17 protein-coding genes are annotated in these 15,129 nt (G+C 66.4%); 11 read left to right on the forward strand and 6 right to left on the reverse strand.

Annotated elements, in window-relative coordinates; all coding sequences use genetic code 11:
- Window positions 1–9: 9 nt before the first annotated feature.
- On the reverse strand, window positions 10–900 hold the full coding sequence (locus tag B9Z03_RS08990) for a LysR family transcriptional regulator (RefSeq protein ID WP_085463901.1): 891 nt from the start codon (window positions 898–900) through the stop codon (window positions 10–12).
- 104 nt (window positions 901–1,004) lie between these two features.
- On the opposite strand from B9Z03_RS08990, the gene B9Z03_RS08995 reads away from it, so the two are divergent.
- The gene (locus B9Z03_RS08995; protein ID WP_085463902.1) at window positions 1,005–2,186 is read left to right on the forward strand and encodes a lipid-transfer protein; all 1,182 of its coding nucleotides are present in this window, start codon (window positions 1,005–1,007) and stop codon (window positions 2,184–2,186) included.
- 61 nt (window positions 2,187–2,247) lie between these two features.
- Here the strand turns inward: B9Z03_RS08995 and B9Z03_RS09000 are convergent, their stop codons facing one another.
- Window positions 2,248–2,520, reverse strand: coding sequence for an ABC transporter ATP-binding protein (locus B9Z03_RS09000; protein WP_348529002.1), 273 nt, complete (start codon window positions 2,518–2,520; stop codon window positions 2,248–2,250).
- On the opposite strand from B9Z03_RS09000, the gene B9Z03_RS30400 reads away from it, so the two are divergent.
- Together B9Z03_RS30400 and B9Z03_RS09005 are read left to right on the forward strand one after the other, a co-directional pair.
- Window positions 2,507–2,635, forward strand: coding sequence for a hypothetical protein (locus B9Z03_RS30400; RefSeq protein WP_280174840.1), 129 nt, complete (start codon window positions 2,507–2,509; stop codon window positions 2,633–2,635). The genes B9Z03_RS09000 and B9Z03_RS30400 overlap by 14 nt on opposite strands.
- Window positions 2,636–2,697: 62 nt before the next feature.
- Window positions 2,698–3,738 (forward strand): ABC transporter ATP-binding protein, encoded by a 1,041-nt coding sequence (locus tag B9Z03_RS09005; RefSeq protein ID WP_085463904.1) that lies wholly within the window; start codon window positions 2,698–2,700, stop codon window positions 3,736–3,738.
- On the opposite strand, the gene B9Z03_RS09010 is transcribed toward B9Z03_RS09005, so the two are convergent.
- Both B9Z03_RS09010 and B9Z03_RS09015 read right to left on the reverse strand, forming a co-directional pair.
- Complete coding sequence (locus B9Z03_RS09010; RefSeq protein WP_432417029.1) at window positions 3,739–5,463, reverse strand: ABC transporter permease; 1,725 nt, start codon at window positions 5,461–5,463, stop codon at window positions 3,739–3,741.
- Window positions 5,464–5,569: 106 nt separating this feature from the next.
- Window positions 5,570–6,541, reverse strand: coding sequence for an ABC transporter substrate-binding protein (locus B9Z03_RS09015; protein WP_085463905.1), 972 nt, complete (start codon window positions 6,539–6,541; stop codon window positions 5,570–5,572).
- 218 nt (window positions 6,542–6,759) lie between these two features.
- On the opposite strand from B9Z03_RS09015, the gene B9Z03_RS09020 reads away from it, so the two are divergent.
- Genes B9Z03_RS09020 through B9Z03_RS09050 form a run of 8 tightly spaced genes read left to right on the forward strand, consistent with a single transcriptional unit; the run spans window position 6,760 to window position 13,422 of the window.
- The gene (locus B9Z03_RS09020) at window positions 6,760–7,917 is read left to right on the forward strand and encodes an ABC transporter ATP-binding protein (protein WP_085463906.1); all 1,158 of its coding nucleotides are present in this window, start codon (window positions 6,760–6,762) and stop codon (window positions 7,915–7,917) included.
- Between the two features lie 20 nt (window positions 7,918–7,937).
- A complete protein-coding gene (locus tag B9Z03_RS09025; protein WP_244561698.1) occupies window positions 7,938–8,699 on the forward strand; it encodes an extracellular solute-binding protein in 762 nt (253 codons plus the stop codon).
- A 6-nt stretch (window positions 8,700–8,705) separates the two neighbouring features.
- Window positions 8,706–9,074 carry an extracellular solute-binding protein gene (locus tag B9Z03_RS30480; protein WP_244561699.1) on the forward strand — a complete coding sequence of 123 codons (369 nt, stop codon included), beginning with the start codon at window positions 8,706–8,708 and terminating at the stop codon, window positions 9,072–9,074.
- Window positions 9,075–9,133: 59 nt separating this feature from the next.
- On the forward strand, window positions 9,134–9,955 hold the full coding sequence (locus tag B9Z03_RS09030) for an ABC transporter permease (RefSeq protein WP_085463907.1): 822 nt from the start codon (window positions 9,134–9,136) through the stop codon (window positions 9,953–9,955).
- Complete coding sequence (locus B9Z03_RS09035) at window positions 9,952–10,797, forward strand: ABC transporter permease (RefSeq protein WP_085463908.1); 846 nt, start codon at window positions 9,952–9,954, stop codon at window positions 10,795–10,797. The genes B9Z03_RS09030 and B9Z03_RS09035 overlap by 4 nt, the downstream gene beginning before the upstream one ends.
- Window positions 10,797–11,867 carry a LacI family DNA-binding transcriptional regulator gene (locus B9Z03_RS09040; RefSeq protein ID WP_085463909.1) on the forward strand — a complete coding sequence of 357 codons (1,071 nt, stop codon included), beginning with the start codon at window positions 10,797–10,799 and terminating at the stop codon, window positions 11,865–11,867. The genes B9Z03_RS09035 and B9Z03_RS09040 overlap by 1 nt, the downstream gene beginning before the upstream one ends.
- Window positions 11,864–12,679, forward strand: coding sequence for an inositol monophosphatase family protein (locus B9Z03_RS09045; RefSeq protein ID WP_085463910.1), 816 nt, complete (start codon window positions 11,864–11,866; stop codon window positions 12,677–12,679). The genes B9Z03_RS09040 and B9Z03_RS09045 overlap by 4 nt, the downstream gene beginning before the upstream one ends.
- Window positions 12,676–13,422, forward strand: coding sequence for a phosphodiesterase (locus B9Z03_RS09050; RefSeq protein ID WP_085463911.1), 747 nt, complete (start codon window positions 12,676–12,678; stop codon window positions 13,420–13,422). Before B9Z03_RS09045 ends, B9Z03_RS09050 begins: the two co-directional genes overlap by 4 nt.
- A 116-nt stretch (window positions 13,423–13,538) precedes the next feature.
- Here B9Z03_RS09050 and B9Z03_RS09055 read toward each other — a convergent pair whose 3' ends face one another.
- On the reverse strand, window positions 13,539–13,841 hold the full coding sequence (locus B9Z03_RS09055; RefSeq protein ID WP_085463912.1) for an amphi-Trp domain-containing protein: 303 nt from the start codon (window positions 13,839–13,841) through the stop codon (window positions 13,539–13,541).
- 121 nt (window positions 13,842–13,962) lie between these two features.
- Entirely contained in the window at window positions 13,963–15,126 is a 1,164-nt protein-coding gene (locus B9Z03_RS09060) for a patatin-like phospholipase family protein (protein ID WP_085463913.1), read from the reverse strand.
- Window positions 15,127–15,129: the final 3 nt, after the last annotated feature.

The raw sequence follows: 15,129 nt of genomic DNA on the forward strand, positions 1-15,129 counted from the left end.
TTCCCGTGGTCAGTTCGGCGGATGCCGCCGCACCGCGCTCAGGAAGCGTGACATGGGCGGCGAAGGAAGCCAGCGCGCGCGGCGGGCTGCGGACAGCGGCAGTATGTGGCCCGGCGTATCCGGAATGAGCTGGAACTTGTCCAGGAATGTCCGCGTCCGCGCGAAGCTGGAGGAGGCGATGCCCAGCGCATTGGTGCTCTCGATGATGCCCGCCACCATCGGGAAATTGTCGATGATATGGACGTGGATGTCGGCGCTGCCGACACCGCAGACCGTGCGCACGAGCTGCTCGACCAGCGGCGCGGAGAGGTCGGGGACGACGATCGGATAGTCGCGCAACCGGGGCTCGCCGCTCGTCTGTTCCTTGAGGAGCGGATGTCCCTTGCGGCAGAAGACCAGACCGACGAAATCAGGCAGGTTCTCCAGCGCAAAGCCCTGCTCGCGGCTCAGTTCCTCCGTCGGTCCGACGAGCAGGTCGAGGTCTCCCTGGCTGAGCATTGCCATGGCCCGCTGGGTCGAGCTCGCCTGCATGTGGATCCTGAACTGGTCGGGCTCGCGCAGCACCGTGCGGATCGCTCGGTTCAGCAGGCCTTCCAGCGATGGCGGCGCGACCCCGATGCGCAGGATCGCGTCGCGCTCGCCGCGCTGTGTGGCGGTGTCGGCCACCAGCCGGTCCATGTCCGACACGATGCGCGCTGCACGATCGATGAAGTCGCGCCCTGCCTCGGTGACCGAGACACCGCGGGCGCGCCGGTCGAAGAGCGCGTAACCGAGATCCTGTTCGACCCAGGCGACCGCCTTCGTGACGCTCGACTGGCTGACGTTCAGTTCCGCGGCTGCCGCGGTAAACGACCCCATTCGATAGACCGTGACGACATGGCGGAGATGGTTCAGGTTCATGAAGATATTCCATTTGGGAATATCAGGAGAGTATTCGGAATTTGCAGTATCGTGCAACACTGGCAAGGGTGTCTCCGACAGAAGCGCCGCTGAGAGGAAAACGGATGTCGAAGCCGATCGTCGCCGGGGTGGGAATGGTCAAGTTTGCCAAGCCCGGTGCGTCCAGAAGCTACAATGAGATGGCAGCTGAAGCGGTTCGCAATGCGCTCGCCGATGCCGGCCTCGATTACGAGGCCGTCCAGCAGGTCTATGCCGGGTATGTCTACGGCGACAGCACCTGCGGACAGCGCTCGGTCTACGATGTGGGCATGACCGGCGTGCCGGTGGTCAACGTGAACAACAACTGTTCGTCCGGCTCGACGGCGCTCTGGCTCGCCCGTCAGGCCGTAGAGGCCGGTGCTGCCGACTGCGTGCTGGCACTGGGCTTCGAGGAGATGCGGCCGGGCGCGCTCGCCGCCCATTTCAACGACCGCACCAGCCCGTTCCAACGCTTCGACGAAGCGACCGACCGGATCGTCGGACATGGCGAAGTACCGCTGGCGCTGCGCTATTTCGGCGGCGCGGGCCTATCCTACATGGCGAAATACGGCACCACGCTGGAGGACTTCGCCAAGGTGCGCGCCAAGGCGAGCCGCCACGCGGCGCGCAATCCCCTGGCGCTATTACGTCAGGAGGTCAGCGTCGACGACGTGATGCACAGTCCGGTTGTCTGGCCCGGCGCGCTGCACAAGCTGATGGCCTGTCCGCCGACCTGCGGCGCGGCCGCGGCGATCCTGTGTTCCGAAAGCTTTGCCCGTCGGCATGGCCTCAACGACCAGGTCCGGATTGTCGCGCAGGAGATGCGCACCGATGGGCCCTCGACCTTCGACGGCGACGATATGATGCGCGTCGTCGGATACGACATGGCGGCGGCGACGGCGAAGGCGGTCTACGAGAAGTCGGGGATCGGCCCGAAGGACGTGGGCGTGGTCGAGCTGCACGACTGCTTCGCCCAGAATGAGCTCATCACCTATGAAGCCCTCGGCCTGTGCCCGGAGGGCGGCGCGCAGAAATTTATCGACGACGGCGACAACACCTATGGCGGCCAGGTCGTCACCAACCCGTCCGGCGGTCTCCTGTCCAAGGGGCACCCGCTCGGCGCCACCGGGCTCGCCCAGTGCTACGAACTGACCAAACAGCTCCGCGGTACCGCCGGCTCGACCCAGGTCGACGGCGCGCGGATCGGGCTTCAGCACAATTTGGGGATTGGCGGCGCCTGCGTCGTCACACTCTATCAGGCCCAGTGAGCCGGCCTTAAGTACGGCATCGGCAAGGCCCCGCCCGGGGCCTTCTGATCGATTTCCGGGGTCACACCGCCTGCACCAAATGGCCCGGCGCGACCGGCACCAGCGGCCGCGTGACAGGAAGGTCGCCGAGCGCGCGCAGCGGACTTGGGAGCTCCCGCGCGTCGAGCGTGACGCGCTTCAGGCGGCGCGACGGATCGGGGACAGGCACGGCCGCCAGCAGTTGCTTCGTATAGGCATGGCGTGGTGCGTGCAGCACTTCACGCGTTGGGCCGATCTCGACGATCTCGCCCATATACATCACCGCCACCCGGTGGTGCGAGATGACCAGCCGCATCGCCCAGCTCGCCATCGTCGACGCGCTCATCGCCTGTCTGTCCCTTGCCGATTACGAAAGAGCGGTGGACACGATCGCGAAGACCTTCGAGGTGTTGTCGATCAAACGCTTCTGAATTCTCGGCAGTGGCCATCGGGCCGGACTTTGGATAATGGCGGGGCGGCTCGTGGAGATCGGATGACCCATATCGCCCTGCAACAAGTGTCGCGCCGCTTCGGCGCAGTCCAGGCCGTGGACGGCGTGTCGCTCGATTTTCCGGGCGGTTCGTTCACCGCGCTGCTCGGCCCTTCCGGCTGTGGCAAGTCCACCCTGCTCAGGCTGATCGCAGGCTTCGAGGCGCCCGACGCCGGCACCATCCGCTTCGGCGACCAGATCGTCGCCGAGGCCGGGCGGCAGGTGCCGCCCGAGAAGCGCGGGGTGGGGATCGTCTTCCAGTCCTACGCGCTGTGGCCGCATATGGATGTCGCGGGCAACGTCGCCTATCCGCTGAAGACCCGCGGCGTGGAGCGGCAGGCCGTCGAGACGCGGGTGGCGGAGGTGCTCGCCATCGTCGGGCTCGAGGGCTACGGCGCCCGCAAGGTCGACGAACTGTCTGGCGGCCAGAGGCAGCGCGTCGCGCTCGCTCGTTGCCTCGTCGCCGATACCGGCATCATTCTGTTCGACGAGCCGCTAGCCAATCTCGACATGCATCTGCGCGCCACAATGGTCGACGTCTTCCGCGAGATCCATCGACGCACGCGCGCGACGATCGTCTACGTCACCCACGACCAGGCGGAGGCGCTCGCGCTGGCCGATCGCGTCGCGGTGCTCGATCGGGGCAGGCTGCTGCAGGTCGCGCATCCGTCTCAGGTCTACCGGTCGCCGGCGGACGCGACCGTCGCCGGCTTTGTGGGACGGGGCGCTATCGTCCGCGCTGAGGTGGTCGAGCCGGGTGAGGGCATGGTGACAGTGGACGTTGGTCGCGTCCGGTTTCCGGCGCGCGGCGACCGTCCTGCAAATGGCCCTGTCCGGGTCCTGCTGCGTCCGGAGGGGCTGAGGCCGGCCGAAACGGGCCTGCCGGCCGTTGTCACGTCGACGATCTATCGAGGGCCTGTCCACGAGGTCCGGCTGGCGCTCGGGACCGGTGAGGAGATCGCGCTCGACGCGTCGCATCCTCCTGCGGTCGGAGAGCGAATCCACGTCTCCGTCTCGGATGCATGGATCATCCCCGGAGTCTGATCACCGCCAAGGCAGCACGCCGGCGGGCAGACGCCCGGAGAGGCGGTCGAGCAGACCGAGGATCAGGACGACAGCGACAATCGTTGACACCGCGATTGCTGCGGCATGCGCGGCGAGCCCGGCCTCTTCGAGACTGAAGAGAATGACCCCCAGCGTCTCGTTGCCGCCGGACCAGAGCAGCGCCGATACGGTCAGCTCGTTGAACGCGCCCATGAAGACGAGCAGTGCGCCAGCCACGGCGGCCGGGGCGACGAGCGGCGCTGTGATCGTCCACATGCGCCGCAGGGCGCCTGCACCGGCTGCCGCCGCGGCCTCGTCCAGGTCGCGCGGGATCTGCCGTATGGCCGTAGCGACGGGGCGCGCGGCAAAGGTGGCGAAACGCATCAGATAGGCGACAAGGATGATCCAGGCGGTGGCGTAGAGGCTGCCGATCAGAGGCAGCGGACGCAGGAACAGCAGGATGCAGGCGATGGCGAGCGTGATGCCCGGCACGGCATAGGGCAGTTCGAGGGCGGCCTGCGCGCCGCGCCGCCATCGCGCGCTAAAGCGGTCGAGCGCAACCGCGAACGGGATCGCTCCGAAGGCGAGGATGATGGCCGCCGCAGCCGAGAGCAGCGTCGAATTGCGGAACGCGCGCATCGTCGCGGCTTGCCGCGTCAGGACTTCCGCGAAGTTCGCCAGCGTCGCCGTCTCGAAAGTCAGCTTCAGGCCGAAGGAAGGAACAAGAGCTGTTGAGCCCAGTGCCAGCGCAGGCAGGACCACCATCAGCAGGATGGCCGCCCAAGCCAGTGCGGTGAGCGGCCAGCGCCAGCGGCCGAGCGACAGGCGCGCCGGCAGTCCGCCGGAGTAGCGTCCCGCATCTCGCGCAGCCAATGCCTGCATGGCGACGCCGGCCAGCGCCAGCGCGGCGATCACCACCGAGAGGCTCGCCATCTGCGGCAGCACGCCCGGCCCGAAGCTCGACATCTGCCGGTAGATAAGCGTCGGCAGCGTCAGATAGTTCACCGGCAGGCCGAGCAAGGCGGGAATGCCGAAATTGCCGACGCCCGAGACGAAGGCCAGTGCGGACGCCGCGAGCAGATAGGGCCGCATCAGCGGCAGGACGATCGTCAGGAGCAGGTGCGGCGTCGAGGCACCGGCCGCGCGTGCGGCCTCGACGAAGTCGCGCGGGATGCGCGCCAGCCCGACCCGCAGCGTCACGAAGACGATCGGCGCGTGCTGGACGCCGTAGAGCAGGATGATGCCCTCGCGGCCGATAACGGGATTGGGCGTGCCGGGCGGGGGCGCGATGCCGAGCGCATTGAGCAGGGCGCTCGAAGGGCCGAAGAGGTGTAGCCAGGACAGCGCCGTCACCTGCGGTGCGATCATCAGCGGCAGGAGCAGGAGAAAGCCGAGCGGCCGTCTTCCCGGCATGTCCGTCAGCGCGACGGCGAGCGCGAAGGGTGCTCCGATGGCGATCGCCAGTAGGGCGCCGAAGAAGGCCGTGTCGAGCGTGTGCCACGTTGCCTTGAGCGCCGCCGTGGTGGTGATCCGGCCGGCGAAGGCGGCGAGGTCGAGCTCCCAGCCCGGCGCGATCGCGGCGAGGAGGAGCCGGCCGATCGGCAGCAGGCTGAGCAGGCCGACGACGGCGACGACCCAGCAGATAGCGGCGAGGCGGCCCGGCTTCAGCCGGGTCGCCCGTATCGCGCCGGCGCTATGAGGTCCGGCAATGTCGGCTGTGTGGATCGATGCCAAACGGGGAGATGTCCTCTGAGAAGCCGTCTGGGAGCGCCGAGCCCGGCGGGCGCTGAATTCCCGGCCGGACCGCGTTCGCAAATCTCCGGACAGGCCCTTACTGGCCCATCACTTCAGAGAACTTTTCCTTATTGGCCGCGTCGTTGGCAAGGGCCGCGGCCGCGTCGTAGCCGAGAACCTTGATCGCCGAGCGCTCGGGATAGCCGGCGGGCAGGCCGGCGCTGGCGAGCGCCGGGATATAGCCCTGCGACGCGGCGAGCTTTTGGCCTTTCTCGGAGAGGATGAAGTCGATGAAGGCCTTCGCCGCCTCGACGTTCTTCGCCGTGGACAGGATCGCGACAGGCTCGGTCACCGCCGACACGCCTTCCTTCGGGAAGACGAACTCGACCGGCGCGCCCTTCGCCTTTTCGCGGATCGGCATGTAGTCGACGATCATGCCGAAGAGCTTGTCGCCGCCGGACACGGCCTTGAGCACGTCGCCATTGCCGCCCGCGGCCACCGCGCCGTTCTCGGCGAGCTGCTTGTAGAAGTCCCAGCCTCCGGCGAGGTTGCCGGTAAGCGTGACGGTGTGGATCATCGCCGCACCCGAGGTCAGGGGGCTCGGCATCGCGATCAGGTTCTTCGCCTCGGGCTTGGCGAGGTCTTCCCAACTCGCCGGCACGAACGGGGCCTTGGTGTTGTAGACGATGCCGGTGGTGATCAGCTTGGTGGAGAAGTAGGTCTTGTCCTTGTCCACCAGCCCGGCGTCGAATGCGGCGACATCCGCCTCGGGATAGGCCATGAGACGGCCCTGGGCCTTGAGCCCTTCCATCGTCACCACGTCGGCGATCAGCAGCACGTCGGGCTGCGGCTGTCCGGCCTCGATCTCGGCCTGCAGCTTGGAAAGGATCTTCGGGGTTCCGTCGCGCACCCACTCTACGGTCACGCCCGGATTCTTCGCCATGAAGGCGTCAGCCGTCTGCTGGGCATCGGTGTTCGGCTGGCTCGTATAGAGGACCAGCTTGCCCTCGGCGGCGGAAACCTGGGCGACGCCTGCGGCAAAGAGCAGGGCGGAAAGCAGGATGCGCATGATGAACCTCGTTGGTGATGCCGGGCGAACCGGCCGCGACTTCAGAAAACGCATCCCTAGACACTGCGATTGACGATTGCGTGACAGCCGCAGGGCCGGCCTTCTTCACATGTTTTCGCAAAGCCGACGATCGTCATCTGCCCGTTATGAAAGCCCCTTATCCCTGATCCCGCGGACATTAGTGGCACCGTTGTTGCACAGCTGTGCAAAGGATTGGGATGAAGGACGAATCTTATCTGCGGATTGCCGATCTGTCGGCCGGATACGGCACGACGCGGGTGCTGGAGAACGTGAGTCTCTCCATCCGCAAGGGCGAGTTCGTCGCCCTTCTCGGCTCGTCCGGCTGCGGCAAGACGACATTGCTGCGTGCCATCGCGGGCTTCGTCCAGCCGTCCTCAGGCGCCGTCTCCGTCGCGGGCCGCGACGTCACCCGCCTGCCGCCCGACAGACGCGGCATGGCGCTCGTCTTCCAGTCCTACGCGCTATGGCCGCACATGACGGTCGCGCAGAACATCGGCTACGGCTTGAAACTGAAGGGAATGCCGCGAGAGGCGATCGCCCGCAGGGTCGGCGAGCTCGAAGGCCTGCTCGGCCTGTCGGGGCTCGGCCAGCGCAAGCCGGCGGCCCTGTCCGGCGGCCAGCGCCAGCGCGTGGCGCTGGGCAGGGCGCTCGCCATCGATCCGCAGATCCTGCTGCTCGACGAGCCGCTGTCCAATCTCGATGCGCGCATCCGGTTCAAGGTGCGGCACGACATCAGCGCGCTGCAGAAGCGGCTGGGCATCACCGCCGTCCACGTGACGCACGACCGCGAGGAGGCGATGGTGATGGCCGACCGGATCGTCATCATGGATGCGGGCCGGATCGCCCAGCAGGGACGGCCGGAGGACATCTACAACAGGCCTGCCTCGTCCTTCGTCGCCGCCTTCATGGGCGCGGAGAACATGCTTAATCTCTCCGGCCGCGTCGCCGGCGGGGTCGCCTCGATCGATGCCGGGCCGGACAACGATCCCGCCGCTCTGCAGGTGCACGGCCCAGCGCTGAGCGGCGGCACGTTCGAGGCCCGCTTCCGCGCGGAGGCGGCCGAGCTCCTGCCCGACAGCCCCGTCTCCCGGAACAGCGAAGGCTGTCTGCATCTCTTCGGCCATGTCGAGGCGGTGAGCTATCCGGGCGGCACCTGGCGCCACTCGGTCCGGGTCGGACAGGACGATCTGCTCGTCGATTCCCGAACGCCGTTCGAGCGTGGCAGCGCGGTGCGGGTGCGCATCCCGGCCGACAAGCTCTTCCTCTTCAACGCGAAGGGCGTCGCGGGCGCCTCGCACACCAGTTCCCTGCACCACGGCCGGAAAGACCGGGTGCTGGAAGCAGCAGAGACATGATCAAACGGAGACTTCTCCCCATGAAGACATTCCTTCAGGCAACGCTGGTTCTCGGTATCGCGGCCTCCCCGGCCTCGGCAGCCGAGCTCACCGTCATCACCGCCGGCGACCAGAACATGGTCGACTACATCAACGAATATCTCGGCCCGCTCTTCGAACAGCAGAACCCTGGCAACACGGTGCGCGTCGTCGGCACCGGCCCCGGCGACGCCGGCTCGCAGAAGATCGTCGAACGCTTCGAGGCGCAGAAGCAGGCCGGCGCCCAGACCTGGGACGTCGATGTCGCCATCGCCCACGAGAAGTTCATCGGCCCGATGATCAAGGGCGAGTATCTCGAGGCTTATCGCGACCGCATCTCCACCGGCAAGCTGGTGACCCGTGCCAACGCCGACATGGCCCTCGGCGCGCCCGTGAAGGGCTATGTGATGCCCATGTTCAACAGCCAGACCGCGATCGCCTACAATCCGGCGCTCGTCCCGAACCCGCCGAAGAGCTACGCCGAGATCGCCGAATGGGCGAAGGCCAATCCAAAGCAGTTCGGCTACAACGGCATCAAGGGTGGCGCATCGGGCGTCAGCTTCGTCATGGGCTGGATCTACGCCTTCGGCGACGGCGATGCCTCGAAGCTGATGAACGGCCCGTTCGAGGAAGCCGAGACGAAGAAGTGGGACGCGGCCTTCGCCAGCCTGAAGGACTTCACCACCAACGCCACGCTGACGCCCGGCAACGCCGGCACGCTCGACCTCCTGTCGCGCGGCGAGATCGCGATGGGACCGGTGTAGGTCGACATGTTCTACTCGTGGCAGGCCAACGGCCAGCTGCCGCCGGAGTTCAAGCTGGTTCTGCCGGCTCCCGGCATGCCCGGCCAGCCCATGCACTACGTTATCCCGGCCAAGGCGCCGAACAAGGAACTGGCCGAGAAGTTCGTCGAGCTGGCGACCAGCCCGAAGGTACAGGCCGAAGGCATCGTCAAGCGCTTCAACTGGTATCCGGGCATCGACGCGCAATACGTCCAGCCCGAGCTGGACGAGGCGACCTGGAACAAGCTGTTCACCGACGTCAAGCCGGAGGACCTCGCCGCTCACGGGAAGCCGTTCCCGATCGCGCCCTACAACAGCGCGATCCTGGAAGCCTACGAACGCCAGGCCACCAACTGAGCCTGCATCCGCAATGGCGCCGCCCGGTTGGACCGGGCGGCGTATCCCATGGAACGCCCATGCCGCCGCGCCTGCTCGGACTCCTGCTCGTCCTGCCAGCCCTCGCCGTGATCGTGCTTCTCTTCGTGGTGCCGCTGGCTGCCTCGGTGATCGGCGCGTTCGAGCTGGAGGCCGGCTACGGGCTTGGCAATTTCACCAAGGCCTTCGAACTCTACACCTCCGACGTCGTCTTCACCGTGCTGATCGTCAGCCTGTCGACGGTCCTGATCGGCCTCTTCTCCGTCGCCATCGGCGGCTACCTGACGCTCGGCGAGAACCCGCGGGCGGTGGCGATCCTGCGCTGGCTCTACCGCTGGCCGATGTTCATTCCCTTCGTCGTGGTCGGCCAGGTGCTGCGTACCTTCCTCGCCAAGAACGGCCTGATGAACAACGTGCTGATTGGCGTCGGCATCATCACGCCGCTGCAGGCCGTGAGCCTGCTCGACTGGCGCGGCATCGTCATCGCCTTTGTCTGGAAGCAGACGCCCTTCGTCACGCTGCTGGTGGCCGGCGCGATGGCTTCCGTCGACCGCGGCACGATCGAGGCGGCGCGCAACCTCGGCGCTTCGCGGCTGCGCATTCTGATCGAGATCCTGGTGCCGCAGGTGGCAACGACCGTGATGGTCGGGCTGGTCCTGTCCTTCGTCACCATGATGTCGGTGCTGTCCGTCCCGCTGATGATCAACGCGCAGTCGCCGACGATGATCACGGCCGACATCGCCTTCCGCATCAACGCCTATGGCGACTATGGCGTCGCCAATGCGCTGGGGCTCATCTCGCTGTTCGTGACGGCCTGCGTCGCCTGGTTCTATCTGCGCCAGAGCATGAGGGAGCGTTCATGAGCGCGGCGGCTGAAACCTCTGCCGGCATGCGGCAATCGTCCTTCGACCTGTGGTGGGTGCCGCGGGCGATCGCGCTGGGGCTGCTCGCCTTCGTCATCTTCGGCCCGCTGACGAACCTCGTCCTGTGGACGGTCGCCGAGAAGTGGTATTTCCCGCATGCGCTGCCGCTGGAATACGGTCTGGACTACTGGGGCAGGGTGTTCTCGTCACGCGGCAATGCGATGGAATCGCTCGGCAACAGCGTCTTCGTCGCGTCCATGACCGTTATCGTGTCGTTGGCGCTCGCCGTTCCCTCGGGCTATGCGCTGGCCCGGCTGAAACTGCCGGTTCGAGGGCTGATCCTGCTGGCCTTTCTGATCCCGCAGGCATTCCCGAACCTGCCCGTCTACGTCAACATCGCGCGGCTGTTCTACCAGATCGGTCTCAACGGCACGATCGCAGGCGTGGTCCTGGTCCATGTCACGCACGGGCTCGTCTATGCGGTCTGGATCGCGACCGCCGCCTTCTCGGCGGTAGACACGGAGCTCGAACAGGCCGCGCGGTCCGTCGGCGCCGGCGCGATGCGCGCCTTTCGCGACATCACGCTGCCGCTCGCCGCTCCCGGCCTGCTTGCCAGCGCCATCTTCGTCTTCCTGGAATCGCTCGACGAGTTCACAGGCAGCTATTTCGTCGGCGCGCCCGACGTGAACATGCTGCCCCTCCTGCTCTATACGGCGGGTGCGGGAGGCAACTATCAGGTGGCGTCGATCACCGCGCTCCTGCTCCTCATCCCGTCGATCGGCTTCATGCTCGTCGTCGAGCGCTTCCTGAAATCCGACGTGCTTTCGAAGGTCGGCCACTGATGTCGTCATCCGCAGAAATATCCTCCGCGCCGGCACGTGGTTTCGTCAGCGCGCAGCAGGTGGCCGAAAGGGCGGGCGTGTCGCGTTCCGCCGTGTCGCGCGCCTTCACGCCGGGCGCCAGCATCGCCGAGGAGACGCGCGAGAAGGTGATGCGCGCGGCCGGCGAGCTCGGCTACCAGGTCAACGACCTCGCCCGAGGATTGCTTGCCAACCGCAGCCGGCTGGTGGGGCTTGTCGTAACCAAGCCTGAAGTCGGCTTCCGGGCCCATCTGGTCGCAGCCCTCACGCGTATCCTGATCCGGCGTGGCAACATACCGTTCCTGATCAACACCGGCAGTTCCGAGCAGGAAGTGCAGGCGGCCCAGACCGCCCTGTTCGGTTATCGCGCCGAGGCGACCATCATCCTCTCCGGCTCGCCGCCGTCTTCATTCGTCGAGCTTGCGCGCCAGAACGGACAGCCGCTCGTCGTGATCGGCCGTTCCGAGCCGGACTGCGATCACGTCGCGATCGACAATGCGGGCACGGCGCGTCAGGCGGCGGCGCTTTTCGTCGGCCAGGGCCTGCGCCGGCTCGGACTTGCGGGCTCCGCGTCCGGCACGCCCACCATCGCCGAACGCGAGCGGGTCTTCGTCGACGAGGCGCGAAGGCTGGGCGCCAGGGTCGTCGTCGCCCGTGGCGGGGATTCCGACTATGCCGGCGGCGGTGAGGCGGCGCGCATCCTTTTCGATCGTCCGGACAGGCCGCAGGCGGTCTTCTGCGTCAACGACCTGATCGCGCTCGGCCTGCTCGACACGGTGCGCGGCCGGTTCGGCCTTCGCGTGCCGGACGACGTGGCAGTGATCGGCTTCGACGACATTCCCGAGGCGTCGTGGGGCGCCTACGATCTCACGACCTTTCGACAGGATCCCGACGAAATCGCGGCCAGCGCCGTCGCGCATCTCGACCGGCGGCTCGCCTATCCGGACGCGCCGCCGTCGACCGCGTTCCTGGGCGCGCCGCTGATCGTCCGGGGCACCACCCTTACAGGCCGGGCATCTCGCCCGTCGCCGCAATTGGAACAGTCGTCTTGACCGCTCAAGCCTCCGGCATCGATACCCGCCTCCTGCGCGCGCAGGCCGTCCTATACGAGGCGGGCAAGCTCGCGCTGTCGCACTTCGGCGCCCTGGCGAGCCTGCCGGTCGAGATCAAGCAGAACGGGCAGGACATCGTCAGCGCCGCGGACCGCGAGGTCGAGATGCTGGTGCGCGACCGAATCGCCGAGACATTTCCCGACGACGGCTTTCTCGGCGAGGAATACGGGCTCTCCGCCAGATCTTCCGGTTACACCTGGGTCCTCGACCCCATCGACGGCACGAGCTGCTTCGTCCATGGCAGCCGCAGCTGGTGCATTTCCATCGCGCTGCTGAAGGGCGGGGAAACGGTCGCCGGGCTGATCCTCGATCCGAGCGCCGACGAACTCTTCACGGCCGTATCCGGAGGCGGAGCGTTCCTGAACGGTCGGCCGATCGCGGTCGACTCGAGGACCGACATGCAGCACGGCCTGATCGGGGTCGGGGCCAGTTTCCGCGTTCCCCCGCGCGCCGTCTCGGGCTTCATCGAGCGCCTGCTCGATCGGGGCGGGATGTTCGTGCGCAGCGGCTCCGGCGCGCTCAGCCTTGCCCATGTCGCCTGCGGCCGGCTCGCAGGCTATTACGAGCCGCATATCCATGCCTGGGACTGCCTCGCCGGGCTCTGCCTGATCCGCGAAGCGGGTGGCTGGACGGCCGATTTCGCCGCCGATGGCGACCTGATGCGCGGCGGGCCGGTGCTCGGCTGTCCGCCGCAGCTGAGCGAAGACCTTCTCGACCTCATCGCCGCCACGTCCGCGGAGCGCGCCGCATGAAGATCGTCCTCGTATCGGACCTGCATCTCGTCGCGCCCGGCGAAAGCCTGTTCGGCCTCGATCCGCTCAAGCACCTCGAGGATTGCATCGCCGACCTCAACCGTCACCACACGGACGCCGATCTGGTCGTCTTTTCCGGCGACCTGACGAACGATGGCGAGGCGTCCGCCTACGCCGCGCTCGCCGAACGGCTGGCGGATCTCGCCGCGCCCTATCGCCTCATGCTGGGCAACCACGACGACCGGGCCGCCTTTGCGAACGCCTTTCCGCAAGCTGCGATGCAGGATGGCTTCGCTCAGTGCTACGTCGACCTGCCGCAGTTCAGGGCCGTGCTGCTCGACACGTTGCAGCCCGGCCAGGTCGAGGGCCGACTCTGCGAGACGCGGCTGACATGGCTGGACGACGCGCTGGAAGGAGGGCGCGACACGCTCCTCTTCCTGCATCATCCGCCATTCCCCATCGGCGTGCCTTCGCTGGACGGCTCGCGTCTGCTCGACGCGGATCCGCTGCTCGACGTCCTGCGGCGCCATGGCAACGTCCGCCATATCTTCGCCGGGCATGTGCATCGTTTCGCCGGCGGCGTCTGGCGAGGTATTCCTTTCACCACTGTGCGGGGCACGAACCATCAATCCGCACTTGAGCTGGACGGTCCGCATGCCGTCAGCTTCGAGGCCCCCGCCTATGCGCTGGTGCTGGCCGATGGCGATGGCCTCGTCGTTCACATGCACGAGTTCCCGACGTGAAACCGCCAGGAGACAACATCCCCTGGCGCTATCGCATCGACGAGTTCTGAGACCGGTGCGCCCCGGGCGGGCCAACACTTGAGAACCGCCCGGTCGCGTCCGCTAAGCCGATCGGCTCAGGCCTGAACCTCTTCCTCCTCATCCTCTTCTTCCTCGTCGTCTTCCTGCTCGTCCTGCTCTTCGTCTTCTTCGTCTTCGTCAGCCTCATCCTTCCAGGAGATCTGGAACTCGATTTCCTGCTGCCCGTCCTCGCGTTCGTGCTCGATCGAGAAAACAGCATGGCCGGGGATGAGGACGGTCTCGTCTTCTATTTCGATCTCATAATCTTCGCCGGCTTCCAGAGTATCGGCAAGCCGGCGAAGCTCGACGATGAAGTCCTGAAGGGAGTAATTCTTTTCAATGTCGCGATCGGTCGTCATGTCTTTTCTCCATTGAGGCCATCTGGCCTGCATAGAAAAACGAAGTGCTGTAAAGCTGCTGTGACGTCGGGATGACTGTACGAAATTCTTTTCGGAAAAGCTGCCCGCCCGCCAAAATGGGTCAGCTCGGATCGTCGCGATGCACGTCGTGGACGGTCATGCCGATCGATTCAGGCGGCTTCACCAGCCACTTGCGGTGCTTCAGCGTCTTGCGAGTGTCCTGGTAGCCCGCATCCCAGTGTTCCCGCATCGACGTGCCGGAGAACTCGTAGTCCTTGGCGTCGCTCTCATAAACCTTCTGCTGGTAGATGAGGTGGACGATGTTGACCTGCGGCACGTCTTCCATAGAGGCGAGGAATTCGCGATCGTCGTCCGTCAGCGCGTCCGCTGGCACGCGCAGCAGCGCCTGGTGCAGCTTGAGGCGCAGATTGTGCAGGCGTCGGAACGTGTCGGTGTTGTTGCGGGTGCGGCTCGAATACATGATGTCCTTGTGGCGCGCGAGCACATCGCCCATGTCGCGCGGAAGGATGCCGCGGGCGCTGAACAGGTCTACCTGGAAGACGAGCGTGTCGTGCACGTCCTCTTGCTCGAGCAGATATTGCAGCGGCGTGTTGGAGACGATGCCGCCGTCCCAGTAATATTCGTTCTCGATGTGGATCGGCGGAAACGCCGGCGGCAGTGCGCCCGACGCCATGATGTGTTGCGGGCCAATCACCTCGATCTCGCTGTCGAAGTAGCGGAAGTTGCCGGTCCGGACATTGACCGCGCCGACGCTCAGCCGGCGTCGGCGCTCGTTCAGCACCTCCCAGTCGATCAGGCGGTTGAGCGTGCGCTCCAGTTCGCCCGTGTCGTAGAAGCTGGTCGAGCCGGATGCGCCGGGCAACTGCATCCACGGATTGAGGTCGCGCGGCTTGAAGAAGCCGGGCAGACCCGACATCATCGTCATCATGGCGCTCGTCTGGTTGCGCAGCCTACGGAAGTAGTCGCCCTCGGGCGTGAAGTGCCAGACCTTGCGGCTCGACACCGTCTCCCAGAAATCGCGCAGGCGGTCGAGCTGGTCGCCGGGCCTGTTGCCGGCGATGATGGAGGCATTGATGGCGCCGATCGACACGCCGGAGAGCCAGTTTGCCTCGATGCCGGCCTCGACCAGTGCCTGGAAGACGCCGGCTTGGTAGGCGCCGAGCGCGCCGCCGCCCTGGAGCACCAGTGCGACCGACTGATATTCGGACAACATGCCCTCGATGTCGGGCGTCTCGCTGCGGCGCTTTTGGGTCTTGTCCAGCATGTC

This window comes from Mesorhizobium australicum (genome assembly GCF_900177325.1).
Classification (GTDB): Bacteria; Pseudomonadota; Alphaproteobacteria; order Rhizobiales; family Rhizobiaceae; genus Mesorhizobium_A; species Mesorhizobium_A australicum_A.